Here is a 19504-nt window from a genome sequence, read left to right as displayed (position 1 = left end):
AATTCAATTCGACTAACTTTGCAGAATGATATCTGTACAAGAAGCCAAAGATCTCATTTTGCAAAATATTCAGCTCCTTGAAACTGAAACGGTCTGTTTGTCCTCTGCATACGGAATGATACTTGCGCAAGCTGTTGTATCAAAAATAGATGTTCCTGCTTTTGATAATTCTGCGATGGATGGATATGCAGTAAAGTACGATGATCAAATTCATTCATTCCGCGTGACGCAATATATACAAGCAGGAGAACTTACAAATATGGAATTGAATTCCGGAGAAGCAGCACAAATATTTACAGGAGCTCCTATTCCTAAAAATGCAGACACCGTTATTCCACGGGAATTGATTTCAGTATCTGATGGAAATATTAATTTTAGTCCCAATATTATTTCCAGAGGCATGCATATCCGGAAAAGAGCATCTCAAAATGCAACTGACGAAATCATAGCCCAGGCCGGAGCATTCATGAATCCTGGTTTAATTGCTTTACTTTCTTCTTGCGGAGTCCAAAGTGTAGTTGTCTACAAAAGACCTTCGGTCAGTTTCATCGTTACCGGCAATGAACTTATTGAGCCCGGAAATCCTTTACCCGAAGGGTCTGTTTACAATTCCAATGGTCCGGCCATTTATTCTTTTCTTCAACTCTGTGGCATTCAAAGCATTCATGCTTTTTCAGCCCCTGATCAAAAAAACACGCTCCGAGAAAAAATAGAGCAAGCTTTAGACTGCAGTGATGTGGTCATCCTCACAGGTGGTGTATCGGCAGGCGATTTCGATTTTGTACCTCAAGTGCTCGCAGAACTAGGCGTACAGAAGTTATTCCATAAAGTCAAACAAAAACCGGGAAAACCCATTTATTGCGGCAAAAAAAATAATCAATGGATTTTTGGTTTACCCGGAAATCCTGCTGCCGTATTGGCTTGCCTGAACCAGTATGTAAAGCCTTGTTTATTTGGGATCAGTGGTCATCATGAAATTTTCAGACAATTTGTGGTGTTAGCAATAGCTCATACATGGACTAAAAAACCAGGACTAAGTCATATTCTAAAAGTCAAAATGGAAGGCCAAAAAGTAAAAATTCTGGATGGACAAGAATCGTTTAATCTTTTACCCTTCAATGAATGTAATGGATTCATGGTAATGGATGAAGATACAGAAGTATTGGAAAAAGGAGCCCGGGTAAATGTGTATCCCATATAATGTATGAATAAACCAAGAAGTGAAATTTGAAAAAATAATTAAATTCACTATGCAAGTCATTTGAAGTATCCAATGGGAACAGGATCTATCATAGAAGTAAGTATTCTTGCAGGAGGCAAAAGTTCGAGAATGGGGCAGGATAAAGGTATGCTACAAATGGGCTCACAACCCATGATACAATATCTACTTGATACGTTTCAATGCTTTGATATGCCGCTCCATATTATTGCCAATCATCCTAACTATCGTTCGTTAGTTTATCCCGTTTATGAAGACCTATGCATTGAAAAAGGACCTATGGGAGGATTATATACGGCATTATTAAAAAGTCGTTCATCGCTAGTATTACTCATAAGTTGTGATAGTCCATTTATAAGCAAAACATCGATCGATCGATTATTGAGTAACATAGAAGATGAAAAAATAATCGTATCTGTCGTACAAGATATTATCAATCCCCTATTTGCGATTTATCCCGTTTCGCTGGTTCAAAAAGTATGGCTAAATATCCAAGAAAATAAATTAAAAATGACAGATTTTATCCTTGAATCCGCTCATTTAAAAGTAGGTATGGATGATATCCATAAAAAAGATCCTTTTGAATTTTACAACATCAACAGTCCGTCGGATGTTATACTTTGCAAATCCAAATGGAAATGAGTAAAATCAAGATACAGGCATTCGGTATAGTGGCCGAAAAAATGGGACTACAACAAACAATGCTCAGTGATTTGGATGATACTGACGCATTAAAAGTAAAATTGGAATCGGAATTTCCAGACTTAAAGCTGGTCCGATATGCGATAGCTTACAATCGTAAGTTGATTCATGAAAATATCGCATTCACCGGTGATTGTGAAATCGCTTTGCTCCCGCCATATTCAGGAGGTTAATCAATTACATGAATCGATTTGAACGTCAGGAAATATTAAAAGGATTTGGAATTGAAGGACAAAAGAAACTTCGGGAAGCTCGCATTTTAGTTGTAGGAGCAGGAGGTTTAGGCTGCCCGGCTCTTTTATATCTGGCAGCAGCAGGCATAGGGACCCTTGGTATTGCTGATGGAGATTTTGTAAGTCTTTCAAATCTCAATCGCCAAATCCTCTTCGGAATAGAAGATCTCGGCAAACCAAAAGCTTCGACTGCAGCTGGTTTATTAAATCTCAAATACCCTGATATACATATCAATATTCACGAAACTTATTTGCAGGTTCATAATGCCATTCCCATACTCTCAAATTACGACTTGATCATAGACGGCACAGATAATTTTCAAACACGGTACCTGCTTAACGATGGATGTTTTTTGTTAAAAAAGCCATACATCATGGCCGCTATTTTTCAAAATGAAGGCCAAGTTGCTGTTTTGAACCTTGCGTATGGCAATGACCGACCCTTACATTACAGAGATATTTATCCGGATCCACCCATGCCACATGAAATTCCGAATTGCAATGAATCAGGAGTGATTGGTGTATTGCCTGGAATTCTCGGAATGCTTCAGGCCGCTGAAGCTATAAAGTTATTGACGGGTTATGGAACACCCTTGAAAAACAAACTGCTTCATTATCATTTGCTGGATACTAACTTTTTTGAAATAGAGATCACAGCCAATCCCAAAGCAGACCAAACCACTCCCCTAAATCTTGATGCATATTATAAAATGGATTATGTAATGACATGTGGTGGTGTTGAAACGATCAACTGGAAAGATGCAATGGATGTGTTACAAAAAGAAAAGCACGCACTTTTAATTGATGTCCGGGAAAAAGATGAATTACCAACAACAGAACTACTCAATTGCCATCAAATACCTCTCAGACAGCTCGAAAATGAAATCATCAAGTTGCAAGCCGCAGATTCATTCATTTTATTTTGCCAAACAGGAACGAGAAGCGGACATGCAGCTTCACTGTTAAAAGCGATGTTTCCGAATAAACATATCTATTCAATCATCGGAGGATTGCGAGATTTTAATTCTCCATTAAATTTAAAATTGTATGGATAAAAAGCCAAAAAATATTTTTGTAGATGGCCCCATTTCGTCCGATTTTATTGCTGATGCCATTCATAAACACCGAACACAAAAAGGTATTGGAGGGCACAGCATTTTTCTCGGGCAAGTTCGGGCAGATGAAAAATTGAATGCGGTAGTTTCAGCTATTGAATACAGTACCTACAAAGAAATGGCTCTTGAAATGGCTCATCTCATAAGGGAAGATATTTTTGAAAAATATCCTCTACATTGTATGCATATATACCATAGCCTAGGTAGCGTTGAAGCCGGCAATATCTGCCTTTTTGTTTTCACATCCTCAAAACACAGACAGGATGCCATCAATGCCTGTGAAGAACTGGTTGAACGCATTAAAAAAGAAATACCGATATGGGGAAAAGAAATATTGTCTGATGCAGAATCAGTTTGGAAAGTGAACGAATAAAGGAGGCCTTTCACTTCTCTAGAAAAAAAACGCTCTAAAAGGTTTAAAATTTTTATTAGAACTTCTCTTAAGCATTGAGCGTTAAGCGAAATCTACATGATGATTGTCATCCCGGCAGGTATCTTCTATCACATTTGAGATTATGATCGTGATTTAGCTTCGCGTGATATTTCCAAGGCATGTACTTTGGCATTTTTTTAATTGAAATCCGCTGCCCTTCATGAAAGATCCCTTTATCAAAACCCTGGCCGAACCCTTCCGCATTAAAATGGTAGAACCCATTCAAATGACCACACGCGAAGATCGGGAAAATGCACTTCGCGATGCAGGTTTCAATCCTTTTTTATTATCATCGGAAGATGTCTTTATTGATCTCCTTACCGACAGCGGAACGGGTGCCATGAGTCAGGCACAATGGGCAGGTATGATGATCGGTGATGAAAGTTATGCCGGTGCAAAGAGTTGGATCAAATTAGAAAAAGTAGTTAAAGAATTAAGCGGAATGCCTTATGTGTTACCTACACATCAGGGACGCGCAGCAGAGCGAATTTTGTACGGCCTGATTGGTGGTCCAGGTAAAATTTTTCTGAGCAATACGCATTTTGATACAACGAGAGCGAATATCGAATATACTGGCGCTGCAGCTTTTGATTTGATGCCAGAAGAATCTCTTCAAAATGATTTGTATTCAGCTTTTAAAGGAAATATAAGTCTCATTAAGCTCGAAGAACATATTGTTCAATTTACTCCTGAAAAAATTTCAGCTGTCATCTTAACGGTTACCAACAATTCGTCAGGAGGTCAACCGGTAAGTATGTCGAATGCAATAGCAGTGCGAAATTTATGCGATAAATATGGTATCATGATGGTCATCGACGGATGTCGCATTGCTGAAAATAGTTATTTTGTTCAGCAACGCGAAGAAGGGTATCAACATAAAACTTACAAAGAAATTGCACAACAAATGTTGCAACTCGGCGATGCTTTTATCATGAGTGCAAAAAAAGATGGAATGGTTAATATGGGCGGATTGTTGTGTTTGAAAGACGAAGAACTCAGCAGAAAATGTATCAATCAACTCATCATCTCAGAAGGATTTGCAACTTATGGTGGTTTATCAGGACGCGATATGGAAGCCATGGCAGTAGGTTTGGAAGAAGTATTTGATCCGGATTATCTGCATTATAGAATCAGAAGTACCAACTATTTGGGAGAACACCTGAGACAAAAAGGAATTCCTGTCATTTGGCCCATCGGTGGTCACGCCGTTTATATCGATGCCAAAAAATTATTCCCATCACTGCCCGTATCTGAATTTCCAGGATTGGTATTGGCTTGCGAATTATATAAAATTGGTGGAATTCGCTGCGTAGAAGTAGGAAGCGTTATGTTTGGAAAATATGATGAACATGGTGGACTCATTCCAGCCGCACAAGAACTCGTTCGCTTAGCCATCCCTAGAAGAGTTTATACACAAAGTCATATCGATTATGTACTCGAAGTATTTGATCATATCCTTGAATTAAGAGATCTGGATCGAGGTTACAAAATTGTTTATGAACCACCATTCCTAAGACATTTCACAGCAAGGTTTGAATCACTCTTTTCCTCAAAAAAATAATATGAAAAACACATTGAAAAATCATAAATCATAGGCGGAGCCTTACAAAATGAAAATGGTAGAGTTACTCAAAACTACCACGCGACAAGAAAGGATGAAAGCCATTCGAAAAGCTGGTTACAATACTTTTTTATTGCCATCGGAGGAAGTTTACATTGATCTGTTGACCGACAGTGGTACCAACTCCATGAGTGATCGGCAGTGGAGTGCTTTTATGTTGGGAGATGAAGCATATGCCGGAAGTAAAAGCTATTTCAAACTCGAAGCAGCTATTCAAAAATATTATGGATATAAATACATTATACCTACACATCAGGGACGTGGTGCGGAAAATATACTCTCACAAATCATGATCAAAAAAGGCCAGTTTGTGCCTGGCAATATGTATTTTACAACTACTCGAGTTCACCAGGAACTTGCAGGTGGTAAATTTGTAGATATCATCATTGACGAAGCGCATGATCCAACAAATCTTCATCCCTTTAAAGGAAATGTTGATCTTCAGAAACTGGATGATTTGGTTCAAAAACATGGTGCTGAGAAAATAGCTTATATCACATTAGCTTCCAATGTAAATATGGCCGGAGGGCAGCCTTTCAGTATGGAAAATTTGAAAGCCTTGCGCAAATACACGATCAAACATGGAATCTCTATCATTCACGATATGACACGTGTTGCAGAAAATGCGTATTTTATTCAACAACGCGAAAAAGGATACCAACAAAAAACGATTCGCGAAATAGTCAAAGAAATTTGTTCACATACAGATGGAGCTACCATGAGTGCTAAAAAAGATGCACTGGTCAATATTGGTGGGTTTATGGCCACTAATGATCCGAATGTTTTTGAAGAAGCACGCAATCTTGTCGTTGTTTATGAAGGTTTACATACCTATGGCGGACTGGCAGGTCGCGATATGGAAGCCATGGCGGTGGGCATTCAAGAAAGTCTGGACGACAACCATCAAAAAGCAAGAGTAGGACAAGTGATCTATCTTGGTGAAAAAATGCAGGCTTATGGAATTCCAATTGTTCAACCGATTGGAGGCCATGGTATTTTCGTCGACGCAAAATCTTTTTTACCAAACATACCTCAGTCCAATTACCCGGCGCAAGCACTTGCAGCCGAAATTTACATAGATTCCGGTGTGCGTACCATGGAAAGAGGAATTGTTTCAGCAGGCCGCAAAGCCAATGGTGATCAGTATTTTCCAAAACTTGAATTGGTTCGGTTTACGATCCCCAGACGGGTTTACACACAAGCGCATATGGATGTGGTTGCGGAATCTGCAGCGACCGTTTATGAAAGAAGGCATAAAATCAAAGGTTTACAAATGGTCTACGAACCGAAATATTTGCGTTTCTTTCAGGCAAGATTTGAACAATTATGATCATTAAACAACTCCTTGAACCCAAAAGCATAGCCGTCATAGGAGCCTCTGAAAATACTACAAAACCAGGGGGTAAAGTAATTACTAATCTCTTGAAGGGAAATTTTAAAGGGAAACTTTATGCGGTTAATAAAAATTTAGTACACCTTTCCGGAATGCAGCATTTCTACAATGTTGAAAGCCTTCCTCCAACAGATCTGGCCATCATTTCTATTCCGGCTAACACTTGTTTGTCTGTCATAAAGCAACTCCTAAAAAAAGGAACAAAAGCCTTTATTATTTTCTCAGCCGGATTTGCAGAAGGTGGAACAGAAGGAAAAATACTTGAAGCTAAGATCGCTGAAGCCATTGACGAAGTGGGAGGAACGATGATTGGTCCGAATTGTATTGGTGTGATTACAGCGCATTATAAAGCAGTGTTCACTCTGCCTGTACCGGATTTTGATCCAATGGGTTGTGAATTAATCTCGAGCTCCGGTGCGACAGCTGTTTTCATTATGGAAGCAGGTATCGCCGCAGGATTGCGTTTTTCGAATATGTATTCCATAGGAAATGCAGGACAAACAGGTGTGGAAGATCTTCTCGAGCATATGGATTTTCATTTTAATGAAAACAGTCCACAAGTCAAATTGCTTTATCTGGAAAACATCAGCAATCCATTCAAATTCATGAAACATGCATCATCACTGGTGCGTAAAGGTTGCAAAATTGCAGCCATCAAGTCTGGATATTCTGAGGCAGGACAAAGAGCAGCATCTTCTCACACGGGCGCATTGGCGACTTCTGACATTGTAGTAAGAGCATTATTTAAAAAATCAGGAGTTATTTACTGCAGTAGCAGAGATGAGCTTATTATTATGGGTTGCATTTTTCAAAGCAAACCACTTATGGGTAAAAATCTGGCCATCATCACACATGCCGGAGGCTCAGCAGTAATGCTCACAGATGCATTGACATCGGGAGGTCTCAAAGTTCCGCATCTGACCAATACCGCTACACATCACTTACTTTCCAAACTCAATCCGGGGTCTTCTGTTTCCAATCCCATCGATTTTCTAGCTACCGGAACAGGTGAGCAACTTTCAGAAATAATTGATTATTGTGAAAACGAATCTGCTGTTGATGGAATGATTGTTGTGTTTGGTAGTCCAGGACTACTAACAAGTGTTAGGGACGTATATCTCAGAATTCATGAAAAAATGTTAGTATGCAAAAAACCAATTTATCCGGTGCTGCCATCATTAATCAATGCCAAATCTGAAATTGAAGAATTTTTATCTAAAAATCATGTAAACTTTCCCGACGAAGTTTCTCTTGGAAATGCACTCCCACATGCTTACTTCAGGCCACAACCAACATTTGGAATGACGCATCTGGCACCGATGGAAACCGCAACCATCAGAAGTCTGATTTCGCAAATGGACAACGGGTATTTAAATCCGATACAAACCAAAGAACTACTTGATGCCGCAGGGATTAAAATAGTTGAAACTAAAGTTTGCTACACCTTAGAATCACTGATGCAAGCCATTGATACGCTTAACTTTCCATTTGTTCTAAAATCAGTCGGACCCATACACAAAACCGAGTCCGGTGGCGTGATTCTGAACTTGCAATCAAAAGATCAGCTCATAGATGCATTCCAGAAACTCATCCATAAACCCGAGGTCATTGCGGTGCAAATACAGGAAATGAAAAGCGGGGAAGAACTTTACTGTGGCGCCATCAAACAGGGACAGTTCGGGCATTTGGTTCTTTGCGGACTTGGTGGAATTTTTCTGGAAGTATTAAATGATGTTTCGAATGGAATTGCCCCTCTCAACGAAGATGAAGCGATGCAAATGATACGTTCCTTAAAAGCCTATAAAATCATTAAAGGATATCGCAATAGACCCGGAGTTAACGAACAAATTTTTGCTGATGTGATCATCCGGGTAGCTTCACTTGTGCATCTAGCGCCTGAAATTGCTGAGCTTGATATCAATCCGTTAAAAGGCAATGAAAATGAATTGATCGCTGTCGATGCAAGGATCAGAATAGAAAAATAAGTAAATCCAGATTTAAATTATTTCTTTCGGGTAACCAGAATTTTATCTACCCTTTGTCCATCTTTATCCACAACTTCCATTTCATAATGATCTACAGCGAATTTGTCGCCTACATTTGGAAGTGTGCCACTGAGGTGAATGATTAAACCAGCAACAGTTGTATATTGGTCGAGAAAATTATCTGGCATTTCAAGATCAAAAAACTTGAGAAAATCGATGACGGAATATTGACCATCGACCAGCCAACTATTGTCATCACGTTTTGTGATCTGATATTCTTCCTGATCTAATTCCGTAACATCACCAACCAAAGCATCCACCACATCATCCATGGTTACAATGCCCATGGTTGCGCCATATTCATCAACGACTATGCCATAATGCATTTGCCTTTGTTTGAACAATTCCAATATCTTATACGCATACATGTTCTCATTAAAATACAGAGGTTCTTTAATGTAATCGCGCAAATCAAATGGTTTATCGGAAGCCGGTGTAAATAAATCTTTAAGCAAGACTATACCAATAATATTGTCAATATCATTGTCATCACAAACCGGATATGCGGAATGTTTTTCCTCATTGATTTTTGCTCTGACAGCCTCCCAATTTTCCGATGAATCAAAATAAACCATATCACTTCGATGGGTAAATAAAGTATTCACTTTGCGGTCACCCAATTCAAAAACGCGCTCTACAATATTTTGCTCAATATCTTGTATTTCACCACCCTGGGCACTTTCTTTAATGATCGATTTTATTTCTTCTTCTGAAACTTTGCTGTCACTGGTTTTACGAATTCCAAATAAATTCAAAACCATATCATTGGATGCTGCCAGCAACCAAACAAAGGGAGCTGTAATGTTTGCTAAAATGCCCATCGGTTTTGCAAAAAAAACAGCAATGGGTTCAGGGTAAGCCATTCCAATTCTTTTTGGCAACAATTCTCCAAATACGATAGAGAGATAAGTCACGACCAGCACTATAAGTCCGATCGAAATTTGATAAGCATAAGGTTGAAGTATACTTATGGTTTCAATATAAATAGCTACATCATTGGTCAGGTTTTCACCGCTATATACACCCAATAATATACCAATTAAGGTGATTCCAATTTGGACCGTAGAAAGAAAACGCGTTGGGTTCTCAGATAACTCAAGAGCAGCATTTGCACCCGGCATTCCCTTCTTTTTTGCTTGCTCCAGCTTAAATTTTCTTGAAGAAACCAGGGCCATCTCTGACAATGAAAAGATGCCATTGAGTAGGATCAAGCCCATTATGATTATAAACTCCATAATATCAGAACAATACCGCAATCAAATATTATTATTCCGGCTTTGTAAAAGCAAATATCGTTATTTTAGGAGGTTTTGGCTGATTTTATTCCAACATTCAGAATGCATTCTGTGCATACTATTTGAAATAGGCCTGGATATTTTGCTGAACCATGATTTAGAATTTGTTATCAAATAGAATCACATATTGCCTTAAGGAATAAAATACTTTGCAATTTGGCCCGTTAATTTTATTAATTTATCATTAATTAAATTAAAAAAAAGATATTTGCACAAGAAAAAAGAATATGATACAAATTGATCAAATCGTCGCGGTAAGTGGTAAAGGATCTCTTTTTAAACTCGTAGCCTCCAAATCAAACGGTCTCATTTTGGAAGATATGGAAACCAAAAAATCAAACTTTTATTCTTCCAGAACCTATCAATTCTCCCCTTTAGAATCCATAGGAATTTACACCTTATCAGATAACATTCCTTTAAAAGAAGTGTATCAAAGATTCCTCGATGCAGAAGCGACTGCACCAATCCCCGGTGAAAATGAACCGGATGATTTATTTAAATCTTATTTTGAAAAAATGATTCCTGAGTACGATCGTTATCGCGTCCATGCAAAGGACATGAAAAAATGTCTGAAATGGTATCGTCAATTAAAAAAATTTGGCAACATCACAGAAGAGTTAGTCACTGAACTTCCCGTTGAAAAAACCGAATCATTGAATTCTTAATTTCCAAATGTACAATCAAAAAAAAGTAGTTGTCGTTTTGCCAGCATACAATGCTGCTCGTACACTCAGACAAACACTGAATGAAATTCCTATGCAGCTCGTCGATGAACTCATACTTTGCGATGATGCAAGTCATGACGGCACTTTTGAACTTGCCAAAGAGTTGGGTATTCACCATTGTATACGCCACGAAAAAAATCTCGGTTACGGAGGAAATCAAAAAACACTATACAATAAAGCACTGGCACTTGGTGCAGACATCATTATCATGTTACATCCAGACTATCAATATACACCTAAGCTGATACCAAGTATGGTTAATATTATTGGAGAAGAATTGTACCCTGTGGTATTGGGATCACGCATCCTTGGAAAAGGTGCTTTAAAAGGAGGAATGCCTTATTACAAATACGTTTTCAACCGAATGCTTACCCTTTTTGAAAATTGGATGGTTGATTATAAATTATCCGAGTATCATACCGGATACAGGGCATTTTCCAGGAGTGTTTTAGAAAATATTGATTTTAATGGAAACTCTGATGATTTTGTTTTTGATAATCAAATGTTATCACAAATCATTTACAAAAAATTTACCATTGCCGAGATAAGTTGTCCGACAAAATACTTTGAAGAAGCCTCTTCTATAAATTTAAGTAGAAGTATCACTTATGGTATAGGAGTACTTAAGGTAAGTTTGAAACATTATTTACAGAGAAAAGGATTGGCCCGTTTTAAGATGTATAAGTGAGCATTCATGATCCAGCCTTTTTATAAACAAGCAGGATTGAAAGTCCAAAATTTAAATTAATATGTTTTGTAATCCATTTGCTAAGGGGGACTATATATTCAAACGCCGATACTTGCCAGGGTTTGATGCTTTCAAACCGCAACAGAGTCCCTGTTATAAACCAAGCAATGGCACCGGGTACATTAAAATGTTTTCTTTCTAGAATGAAGCCATCTCTTTTTTTGAAACATTGATCCAATCGCGTTATCGTATATCTTCTATAATGATCCAATTGTTTATCTAATCGATTGAATAACGACGGATGTGCCGGTACAACCATAATAAAAGTACCGCCTTGTTTAAGAAGTTTTAATGCATTTGTTATTGCTAATTGATCGTCCTCAATATGCTCAATAACATTAGAGGCAATGAGGGTGTTAAATTGTCCATACAAGTGTTTGTATTGAACTTCAAACGCTGGATGAATTAAATCCAATTCAAATATATTAGCTAAGGAATTCTGGTTTTGAAAATGCTGCCGAAGATAGATTAAGTATTCTGAGTTACTATCTGATAAACTAACATCTGTATGTTTGGAGAGAATTTGGTTTGAAATATTGCCTATTCCACTGCCTAATTCTAAAACTGAGCCTTTGACCCATGGTTTTATGAGTTCATAAATCCACTTGTTGAAGCCTTGAGCGATTGCTAAGGATTGCAGGGTATATAAACCTGCATTAGTAGTCGAAATCAAGAAAGTATTATGCTTTCTGCAAACCATCCATAATCAGCCGAACGATGTGTTGGGATTGATCTGCCATGAGTTTACCACCTTTTGCAGCTGGTTGGTGCTTCCAGCGGAGCGCTCCCATAATAGCCTGGCAGGCCATTTCGGAATCATAATTATTCAGTTTTTTAGATGAAGCTCCTTTTCTCAGTAAGTCGGCGAGTATATCTTCCAAGACTTTAATTTGCTTTTTATGACTTTTATCGAAACTGCCTTCAAGATGGCGGCCTTCCGTGAAAGTAGCTTGCATGGCAGCCCAATTTTCTGCTTCATAATGCACAAAAGATTTCAAATAAGCTTCCAACTGAGCAGTTGCATTTTTCTGAGTTGCTATATTTTCCTGTATTCCCTGAATTAAGGGTTTAAGGGTCTCCGTGCACAAGCAATGAAGAAGATCCTGTTTAGATGCAAAATGGTTATAAATACTAGCAGCTTCAATTCCTGCTTTTTGTGCAATGTCCCGCATGGAAGCACCGCCAAAACCATTTTGGTTAAATAAATTAACCGCTGCATCTTTAATTCGTTGCCTAGTCATAGTATGAATTTTATTTTACATCAAACTTATTAAAAAAAAATCGTGCATTGGACTTCAATGCACGATTTTTTTATAAAATGGTCTATTATTTCATTATTTAAGGTGACTTATGTGTCCCATGAGGCTACTTTTGATATTTGCCGCCTTGTTTTTATGCCAGGTGTTGTTTTTAGCCAACTTATCAACCATACTTACAACTCTAGGTAAAAACTTGCTGGCTTCAGATGCAGTCTCCATTTCACGAAGCTTCTTAATCGCTGAACGCGTGGTCTTCTTAAAATAGCGATTTGCTATCCTTCTTACGATGTTTTGGCGGATTCTTTTTAATGCCGACTGATGATTTGCCATAAATGCCTATATTTTAAGGAGCGCAAAGATAGTAAAAGCTTTTCTTTTTTCTATAATTTGCGCAAAAAAATATATAAACGGCTCATTTTAGGCGATTTAGCTGAATATATGAATTTAAATAATAACAGCGCATCTATGCTTGCTTTGCGATACAGCAAGCAGGCTAAAGGTCAAAGCTTAAAGGTCTCAGTGAGCGTTGATAAGTAAAGAGCCTTGAGCTAGCTTTTGCATTGATTAATTTTGAGTCCTTAGGTCAAGGCGTCACCTATTTCCGATTCATACACTTCTAATGTTCAACCTATGAACCCTATCTCTTTAATCATTCCCCATGTGCCTACATTGAGAAGTTCCGCACTTTAATGGGTTTTTGAGAGCTTCATCAATACCCAAGTTTCGAAAATGGTGAATAAGAGATAACTTACTCCAAGTGGAATTGCCAGTTGTCTTGGAACCAGTGCAAAAATTTTAACAAGGCTAAAAACCAGTAGAGACAATAAGAGCATTTTGAAGAAAACTGAAACCATAAAAACCCTCGTAAACAAATATGGATTGGCAGATTTAATGGCCATTTTCGCGACATAGAATATGGTCAAAGTAAAAATGATAAAAAAGCAGACCAAGATCATTTGGGCAGATAAGATCCCTTCAGGTTGATTTTCCTTTTTAAACAAGTAGCTAAGGATAAAACTTGCAATCGCCGTTAGGGAAAGCCAGCTATAAAAATTCATGGCTTTCATTTATCGAGCTTTTTAAGGTCATAATTTAACCATACTAATTGCAACAAAAGCATGAGCATACTCAAACCGGCTGTCCATAGTGGTTTACTTAATTCCATTTTTTGATCGATCCATTTACCCAACCAAGCTGCTAATCCGATCGATATAAAAATCTGGGTAGCTAAACCGGAATAGCGTAATACTTTGTTGCTTTTTAGATCATAACGACTCATCCGGTTGGTAAGGCTTACATTTTAATAGTATCTGGCTTAATCACAGGATTAACTGTGCTGGTTGGAGCTGCTTTATGAGAGGAATTCATTTTTGCTGTTACATTAAATTTTGCGCCCGGACTGACCGCCAATTTGTCTGTATTAATTTCGCCATCTACCAGGGCTGTTTCTTTAACTTGTAGCAAATCTTCGATATGTAAAATCCCTTTAAATCGTCCTTCAATCATGGCGTTTTGCGCTTTGATCTCTCCTTCGATGGTGCCTTTAGGGCCTATGATCACTTTTCCTTTACAGATCAAGGTGCCTTTTAAATAACCATCAACCCGGATATCGCTTTCAGCCTGAACACTCCCTTCAACCATAGTTCCTGTTACTAAACTGTTGAGGGCTCCCTGAGGGGTTTGTCCGCTAGGTATGGACCGATTAGCTTCTTCTTTTGAACTCTTATTCCCAAACATAGTCTATTGTTTTTGGTGGATAACAAAAGTACTAAAAAAAGCGACTTTTTTCATGTGATTCAACAAAAAAGCCCTTTCCGCGGAAAGGGCTTTGGGCATTATATTTTTTAAAATGAAAACACTTAAAAGTTAGGGCAATAGATTCCCCTTCTTTCAGGTCCACAAATATTGTAAATGAAAGATAATTCGAAAGCGTTGTTTCCGGCATTTGCATTGCGCAAGCTGGAAGTGTTGATATCATAACTCAAACCGAAACCATATTTCTGATAATCAAATCTTGCCGACAAAATGAGCGCATCCATATGAATTCCGGTAGAACTTGCGTCCTTATATTTATTTGCCAATCTTGACCAGAGACCTAATTGGAAAGAACTTTCGTTTGTTCTGGATTGGCCTGAACCAAATCTGAAACTGGTACCCAAATTCAACTGAAAAGATGGACCCTGAAAGAAGGTAACAAAACCAGGGATGATCGCACTCCTTCTATTAAGACGAAATACACCACCACCGTGAATGGTCAATTTGGAATATAATGGCGCGGGTATATAGCCCGGTGTGCCCTCTTCAATGTTGTTCTGGAGCGGTTCATTGAGGTGACTCAAAGCGCCTCCAACATAAAAGTTATTGTGTTTATCCAAAACGCTGAACCACAATACGCCTACTGAAACATCTGCAAAAAGGAAACTTGGGTCAAAAATGGCAGGATCACCTGGAATGTTTGGATCTGGGCCATTAGTGGTAATCTGATTTCCCCAAATGGCATTGTGAAATTTCACGCCCCTTTGATTGATTCCGCCTTCTGCACCAAATACGAGGTAATTCGAAGAAGTTCTCGTACCGGACATGCGCTTACTATAAGAACCTGATAATTTGAATTGAATGGTACTAAAATCTAAAGAACCTGCTTTATCACCCCAAAACGTGCCTCCAAAACCAAAATAGTCATAGCGACCAACTGGTATTTTCTGATCGAAAGAGAGGTTATACGTATTAAAGGAGTTCGCAAATCCTAAAATGGGTGCCCACTGATTTCTGTAATTCGCAACGAATCGCATTTTACAATTCATAACACCTGTCATCGCCGGATTTAAATTGGTCGGTGACATGTAAAATTGTGAAAAGTGGATGTCCTGAGCGCTAAGGTTCAGGCTGATCAATAAAACAGAAAAGGCTAGTAATCTCATCATACCTACTACAATATAAGAGGCTAAATTTACAGCCTTTCCAGCAAATAATATTCCCATTTTCATAATTTTTAATAAATTTAAAAAACTTATATACCTAAAGCCTTAATCCACACGGGCTACCGCTCCGTAGTTTTTTAACAGGATGTCATCGTATTCGTTTGCTTTGTCGAACAATATGTTAAATAATACCTGGCCGTTCTCGGGTTTAAAAGAATGGTCGAAGACCTGCAACGATAAAACGATATCCCGGTTTAGAATACTGAAACTAAGACCCTCTAAGAAGTAATTCTGCTGCAACAGGTAAGTATAAATTTCTTTAATACCTTCTTTGGGCAAGGAACAAATATAGGCATCTCCTGCAATCATCCCGGAATCTTCGTGATAGGAGAGCAAAATTTTGGCTGAACCTCGTTCTACTTCCCAATTAAATGGTCCTCTACGAGTTAAACTAACATCGTAACCTAACTGGCCCAGCGACTCCTCAATTTCCAGGCGAATCCCCGATGGCGAATAGTCTTCTATCTGGGAAATCATCGTGATCCTAGCTCCGCAAAACGGGCAATACTTTTTTTCGCTATTGGGCTCAAACACAATATTGGCACATGAGGTGCATCGCACGCCCAGTTCTTTTTTGCCCGCAGCAAACTCTTCCAATGCCTGCTGAAGATATCTGGCCGGCAGTGAAAATCCAATGCTCTGACCATTTTGAATGATAAATGTATTGATTCCAAGGATTTCCCCGTGTTCGTTGATCAATGGACCGCCGCTGTTTCCGGGATTCAAGGCTGCATCATGCTGAATATAATAGAGGTCATTTTGCTGGTGTACCGCATTCGAAATGATCCCTTGAGTAGCCGTGTATTTGAGTCCGAAAGGGTGTCCAATAGCTAACACCGGATCCCCCTGCTGATAATCCTCAGATACGTGGAGGTGTACATCCATATTTGTTTTTTGATCAGGCCCCTGAATAAAGGCAAGGTCATATTTGGGATCGACATATTTGACTTTGCGCAAAAGTCTTTTCACACCCATCCCTTCAATAACCACTTCTTTATTATTTCTGACAACATGTTCATTCGTAATGATCAGACCATAATCCCGCAAATAAAATCCCGTGCCTACCGAGAATGGGGTTGCAATCTGAATTACAATATCCTTATACCGCTCAATTAAATTTTTCATGAGAGGGATAATGATTTAATAAAAACCAATAATGATTTTAGAACTGCCGGCAAAGTCTCGCCTTCCAGTGTCAGGGTAGCCGGCAAATTAGGAAAAGCAGGGCGATGCTTCTCCAGTATATGTTCGATGCGATCCACAATTTTATCTTTTAAAACTCGACTTCCGTCTTTATTTCTAAAATTAAATTGAAAACCAAGTTTATTGAAGTAATCCTGCTCTGCGACTTCAAAATAAAGGCGCATGAGGTCGTGATCGGGACCCGGCAAAGCAAAGTTATACAAACAATACCCTGCTATATAGTTGCAAATGGCCATTGTTACTTTGTCATGCTTATTTTCTTCATACCATTTAACGGCCTGCAATTCAGAATCGATAAACTGGGCTACTACAGAATGATTGGCCGGACTGGTGATGCCAAATGTTGAAATAACCTCATATAATTCTTTTGACAATTGATCATCGCTGATCTCCCGGAGGTCTTTCATCCCTTCTTGTAATACATTAATTTTCTCTTCGATCCGGTCTGCCGGTAGACTAAAATAACGAATGTGAATATTTCCGAGGACATCCATAAACGGGCCTTCCGGTTTTACCAAATAATCCAATCCGTAAATAGCAGATAGATAAGCATATGTCAATGCCCCCTGATATCTTTTAGGATTTAAAGTGCCCAGCAGATCACTGGCATTTAAGGCATCGAGTCTTGAATGAATATATTCAATTTTTATATGAACAATTTCAGAACTCAATATTTTAATATGTTGATTCTTCAAGGGCTCCAAATGCTCAAACTCGCTCAACAATAAATCATCCTCTTTGTCTGATTGAATGGCGAGTTCTTTCAAACCATAATATAATTTATAAGGCGATGCCTCGGATAACATACTATCGAACAACATGCAGAGATTGTTTTGGGGGTCTAAAGAAAATCGGGCATAATTCAGGTCATAATTATATTCAACCGCTTTTCGCAAAAACCCTACATTTAAATCCTTACAATGTGCAATTTTAGATTCTGCTCTAAATATCTTATCGTTGACCAGGCAATCAATTTGTTTGGAACCTTGATACAAACTAAAGCAAAAAAGCGCTTCACTATCCTCTGTCAGGATCAGATTGGCTTTGCCATGATTCTCCAAATAATGAACGAATGCCTTGACAGACTCCAGATATTTGTTTTCTTCAAAAAGTTTTAAACTTTTATCCCAGGCAACGTATTGTTCGGCTGACTTATAGGCATCTGAATACCTTCCAAAGTAGATATCCGGATTTTCTTGTTTACTTGCAGTTAGACGATCCCAAAATGCCATGATTCGCTCCAAAAACCCAAAGGTAACATCTCTGTCGAGTCTGCCAATAATACCCCATTTAATTTAATGCTTTGCGTCCCTCCGGATGATTAATTTTGGACCATGAAATCCTATATCGGCAGAAGTGTTTTTCCTCCAATTCAAAATAAATGCAAAATCCATTACCATCAGCGCATATATACAGCCGGAAGTTGTTTTGCTCAAGAAATATCTTCACGACTCGAAATATGTAAAATAAATAACATAAGACATCCTTTTGGGATCGTTTTCAATCCAATGAGTTTTGCGAGCCAGATTGAAAAACTGATGGATGCACATATTTACCATGTTGAAGATCTCATTGAAAGAGATGGTTTGTTCCATTCATTGGACCATCATGGCTCGTATTCAAAATCTGATGGCATACTTATGCTGGATGAAATAAACAATGGCATACAAACTTCGAGGGTTCAACTGGCGCAAGCCGCTTACATGATCATTACTTTGGGTTCTGCCCATTATTACTTGCATAAAGGCAAAAACCAAATTGCTGCGAATTGCCACAAAATTCCACCATCAGAATTCATCAAAGAGAGAGCCGGAACTGATCAAATCATCTTTGCCCTGACCGGAGCATTTCAAAAAATTAAAGTATTCAATCCCGATATAAAAATAATTCTCACGGTAAGTCCAGTGCGATACCTACGCGATGGATTTGAAGAAAACAGCTGCAGCAAAGCCATCCTTTTACTGAGTTGCGACGAACTTTCCAGGAATCTTGAAAACGTTGATTATTTTCCATCCTATGAAATTTTTATGGATGATCTGCGAGATTACCGCTATGTCAAAGAAGATCTCATTCATCCCACGGAAGCAGCTGTAGATTACATTTGGACTTATTTCACAGAAGCCTATTTTGATGCAGAAACATTGGAATATATAAAACGTCTGGAAGCATATCACCATTTATTAAATCACCGCATTTTACATCCGGATTCGTCAAATTTCAGAAATCATTTACTTAAATTAGATGCATTCAGGTCAATGTTGGAAAAAGATTATCCCGAATTAGGAGATCGGCTAATTGTTAAAGGTTAAAGGGTTAAAAAGGTTTTGAAATTTTAATTTATTTAAATTTTAATAATTTTAATAATAAATGGAGTTCGTATACTAACAAACGTTTGTTAGTGTTCGACAACTATCAACCTTTTAATGAACTCATATTGGACAGTTATTCAAACTAATGATTATTAATCAATTCATCCATGCGTTCACCTCACCTCCAGCTCCTCTCCACGATGCGAAGAGGAGAGCAGATCCT

The 19504-nt window shown here is 38.3% G+C and carries 21 protein-coding genes; 11 read left to right on the top strand and 10 right to left on the bottom strand.

Features of this window, described 5'->3' with window-relative positions; genetic code table 11:
- The first annotated feature begins 25 nt into the window (after window positions 1-25).
- From IPM92_00465 to IPM92_00430, 8 genes are all read left to right on the top strand, one after another.
- Window positions 26-1201, top strand: a complete 1176-nt coding sequence (locus IPM92_00465) for a molybdopterin molybdotransferase MoeA (GenBank protein ID MBK9106875.1) — start codon at window positions 26-28, stop codon at window positions 1199-1201.
- A gap of 60 nt (window positions 1202-1261) precedes the next feature.
- Entirely contained in the window at window positions 1262-1861 is a 600-nt protein-coding gene (locus tag IPM92_00460; protein ID MBK9106874.1) for a molybdenum cofactor guanylyltransferase, read from the top strand.
- On the top strand, window positions 1858-2094 hold the full coding sequence (locus tag IPM92_00455) for a molybdopterin synthase sulfur carrier subunit (protein ID MBK9106873.1): 237 nt from the start codon (window positions 1858-1860) through the stop codon (window positions 2092-2094). The genes IPM92_00460 and IPM92_00455 overlap by 4 nt, the downstream gene beginning before the upstream one ends.
- A gap of 8 nt (window positions 2095-2102) precedes the next feature.
- Entirely contained in the window at window positions 2103-3209 is a 1107-nt protein-coding gene (locus IPM92_00450; GenBank protein MBK9106872.1) for a HesA/MoeB/ThiF family protein, read from the top strand.
- Window positions 3202-3642, top strand: coding sequence for a molybdenum cofactor biosynthesis protein MoaE (locus IPM92_00445; protein MBK9106871.1), 441 nt, complete (start codon window positions 3202-3204; stop codon window positions 3640-3642). Before IPM92_00450 ends, IPM92_00445 begins: the two co-directional genes overlap by 8 nt.
- Window positions 3643-3862: 220 nt before the next feature.
- The gene (locus IPM92_00440; protein MBK9106870.1) at window positions 3863-5263 is read left to right on the top strand and encodes a tryptophanase; all 1401 of its coding nucleotides are present in this window, start codon (window positions 3863-3865) and stop codon (window positions 5261-5263) included.
- 49 nt (window positions 5264-5312) lie between these two features.
- Entirely contained in the window at window positions 5313-6653 is a 1341-nt protein-coding gene (locus IPM92_00435) for a tyrosine phenol-lyase (GenBank protein ID MBK9106869.1), read from the top strand.
- Complete coding sequence (locus IPM92_00430; GenBank protein ID MBK9106868.1) at window positions 6650-8701, top strand: acetate--CoA ligase family protein; 2052 nt, start codon at window positions 6650-6652, stop codon at window positions 8699-8701. The genes IPM92_00435 and IPM92_00430 overlap by 4 nt, the downstream gene beginning before the upstream one ends.
- Window positions 8702-8718: 17 nt before the next feature.
- Here IPM92_00430 and IPM92_00425 read toward each other — a convergent pair whose 3' ends face one another.
- Window positions 8719-9996 (bottom strand): HlyC/CorC family transporter, encoded by a 1278-nt coding sequence (locus IPM92_00425; protein MBK9106867.1) that lies wholly within the window; start codon window positions 9994-9996, stop codon window positions 8719-8721.
- Window positions 9997-10283: 287 nt separating this feature from the next.
- On the opposite strand from IPM92_00425, the gene IPM92_00420 reads away from it, so the two are divergent.
- Window positions 10284-10721, top strand: a complete 438-nt coding sequence (locus IPM92_00420; protein MBK9106866.1) for a DUF5606 domain-containing protein — start codon at window positions 10284-10286, stop codon at window positions 10719-10721.
- Between the two features lie 7 nt (window positions 10722-10728).
- A complete protein-coding gene (locus IPM92_00415) occupies window positions 10729-11469 on the top strand; it encodes a glycosyltransferase family 2 protein (GenBank protein ID MBK9106865.1) in 741 nt (246 codons plus the stop codon).
- 4 nt (window positions 11470-11473) lie between these two features.
- Here IPM92_00415 and IPM92_00410 read toward each other — a convergent pair whose 3' ends face one another.
- The 9 genes from IPM92_00410 to IPM92_00370 form a co-directional block, all read right to left on the bottom strand.
- A complete protein-coding gene (locus IPM92_00410; GenBank protein ID MBK9106864.1) occupies window positions 11474-12202 on the bottom strand; it encodes a class I SAM-dependent methyltransferase in 729 nt (242 codons plus the stop codon).
- Window positions 12203-12209: 7 nt separating this feature from the next.
- On the bottom strand, window positions 12210-12770 hold the full coding sequence (locus IPM92_00405) for a TetR/AcrR family transcriptional regulator (protein MBK9106863.1): 561 nt from the start codon (window positions 12768-12770) through the stop codon (window positions 12210-12212).
- A gap of 93 nt (window positions 12771-12863) precedes the next feature.
- Window positions 12864-13118: a 30S ribosomal protein S20 gene (locus tag IPM92_00400; protein MBK9106862.1), complete on the bottom strand. Its 255-nt coding sequence runs from the start codon at window positions 13116-13118 to the stop codon at window positions 12864-12866.
- A 356-nt stretch (window positions 13119-13474) separates the two neighbouring features.
- Window positions 13475-13846 carry a hypothetical protein gene (locus IPM92_00395; protein MBK9106861.1) on the bottom strand — a complete coding sequence of 124 codons (372 nt, stop codon included), beginning with the start codon at window positions 13844-13846 and terminating at the stop codon, window positions 13475-13477.
- Between the two features lie 5 nt (window positions 13847-13851).
- Entirely contained in the window at window positions 13852-14067 is a 216-nt protein-coding gene (locus tag IPM92_00390; GenBank protein ID MBK9106860.1) for an AtpZ/AtpI family protein, read from the bottom strand.
- 14 nt (window positions 14068-14081) lie between these two features.
- Window positions 14082-14525 (bottom strand): polymer-forming cytoskeletal protein, encoded by a 444-nt coding sequence (locus IPM92_00385; GenBank protein MBK9106859.1) that lies wholly within the window; start codon window positions 14523-14525, stop codon window positions 14082-14084.
- Window positions 14526-14647: 122 nt separating this feature from the next.
- Window positions 14648-15712 (bottom strand): PorP/SprF family type IX secretion system membrane protein, encoded by a 1065-nt coding sequence (locus tag IPM92_00380; GenBank protein ID MBK9106858.1) that lies wholly within the window; start codon window positions 15710-15712, stop codon window positions 14648-14650.
- 102 nt (window positions 15713-15814) lie between these two features.
- Window positions 15815-16894: a trypsin-like peptidase domain-containing protein gene (locus IPM92_00375; GenBank protein MBK9106857.1), complete on the bottom strand. Its 1080-nt coding sequence runs from the start codon at window positions 16892-16894 to the stop codon at window positions 15815-15817.
- A complete protein-coding gene (locus IPM92_00370) occupies window positions 16891-18204 on the bottom strand; it encodes a hypothetical protein (GenBank protein ID MBK9106856.1) in 1314 nt (437 codons plus the stop codon). Before IPM92_00370 ends, IPM92_00375 begins: the two co-directional genes overlap by 4 nt.
- 102 nt (window positions 18205-18306) lie before the next feature.
- On the opposite strand from IPM92_00370, the gene IPM92_00365 reads away from it, so the two are divergent.
- Window positions 18307-19281: a GSCFA domain-containing protein gene (locus IPM92_00365; protein ID MBK9106855.1), complete on the top strand. Its 975-nt coding sequence runs from the start codon at window positions 18307-18309 to the stop codon at window positions 19279-19281.
- Window positions 19282-19504: the final 223 nt, after the last annotated feature.

Source organism: Saprospiraceae bacterium (assembly GCA_016719615.1).
Taxonomy (GTDB): Bacteria; Bacteroidota; Bacteroidia; order Chitinophagales; family Saprospiraceae; genus Vicinibacter.
The sequence above is the reverse complement of the archived record's forward strand: the minus strand, read 5'-3'. Positions and strand labels throughout refer to the sequence as shown.